Source organism: Corynebacterium sp. CCUG 69979 (genome assembly GCF_024454095.1).
In the GTDB taxonomy this organism is placed as follows: Bacteria; Actinomycetota; Actinomycetes; order Mycobacteriales; family Mycobacteriaceae; genus Corynebacterium; species Corynebacterium genitalium.
The window spans coordinates 1-1411 of record NZ_JAGPZA010000040.1; the positions used below are offsets into that span (position 1 = coordinate 1).

Genomic DNA, 1411 nt, shown 5'->3' on the forward strand with positions numbered 1-1411 from the left:
GGGTTAAGTAGCAGAATGTGTGTCTGATTTTCAGTGTATCTGCTGATCAGGCTGTGTAAATCGGGCTTGAATAAGGTTCTGGGCCTTATTCGGGCCCGTTTTTCGTTCAATCCACCGGAATGGCACCCGCGTGTGCTAGCCGGGTGTTGGTGTGCTTTCCCAGTGACACCAAACAGACCACGATGCCCCATGTGTGCTGGGAAAATGAAGAAAAACGGCACCACCTCCAAAGGCACAACCAGATGGCGGTGCAAAAACCCCGACTGCGGATCCTCCACCACACGCCGCCGCACAGACCACACCCAGGCCCGGGATTTCACAGCGTTCCACTCCTACGTCACCGGCACCGCCCCATTGACTGAGGTAGCCAAGCGAGCGGGAGTTAGCAGGTGGACCTTAGACCGCCGGTTTGAATCGTTTTGGTTCATCGACGCCCCCAACACCCCGGACCCCAACCGGGTCTACGACCAGATCTTCATCGACGGCACCTACACCGACGCCGGCTGCCTGCTCGTTGCCGCAAGCTGCGACCACGTCATCGCCTGGCACTGGACCAAACGCGAATCAGCCCACGCCTACACACAACTCCTCAGCCGCATCGCCGAACCATTGTGCGTCGTCCTCGACGGCGGCCAAGGCGCCTTATCCGCCATCAAAACCTGCTGGCCCAACACTCGGATCCAACGCTGCCTCGTGCACGCCCAACGCGTCATCCGCCGCTACACCACATCCAGACCCCGCACTGATGCCGGCAAAGCCATCTACGCCCTAGCTTTGAAACTGACCAAGATCACCAACCTGGACCAAGCCAGGGAATGGACACTGCGCCTGCACGACTTCGGCCAGGTCTTCAAGGCTTTCCTGGACGAGAAAACTCCGGTGCCCAAAGAACGCCGCACCCTTAACCACCAGTGGGAATGGACACATATCCGGGTACGCAAGGCCTACAACTCGCTTCTGCACCTATCGCGCAGCAACTGGCTGTTCACCTACCTGCAACCGCCGCCAGAAGCGCTCGAACCTAACCGGTGGGCAGCGACCACCAACAGTCTTGAAGGCGGTGTCAACGCCCAACTCAAACGCATCGCTGACGCCCACCGCGGTAGATCAGGAGAGCGGCAGCGCAAGATGCTCGAGTGGTACCTGCACTCGAAAACGCATCTGCCTGACGACCCGTTAAAGATCGCCAGGCAGTGCGGTTACGGACAAGATCAACTCGCCAAAGTTCCCGACCTTGTCTCAGAAGACCGAAACAAAGCCGACCACCAAACAGGCCGACCAGCCTTCTACGACAACGCTATCCCAACCGACTACGAACACTCGATAGGAATCAGAAAAGGGCCCCTCAAATAACAGAAAGTGTGCCCAACCCGCGACACGCCGACCAGACACACATTTTGCTACTTAACCC

1 protein-coding gene is annotated in these 1411 nt (G+C 58.2%); it reads left to right on the forward strand.

Translation table 11 applies throughout. The features are described from left to right. Positions 1-162: 162 nt before the first annotated feature. The gene (locus tag KBX18_RS11700; RefSeq protein WP_370687253.1) at positions 163-1353 is read left to right on the forward strand and encodes an IS1249 family transposase; all 1191 of its coding nucleotides are present in this window, start codon (positions 163-165) and stop codon (positions 1351-1353) included. Positions 1354-1411 lie beyond the last annotated feature (58 nt).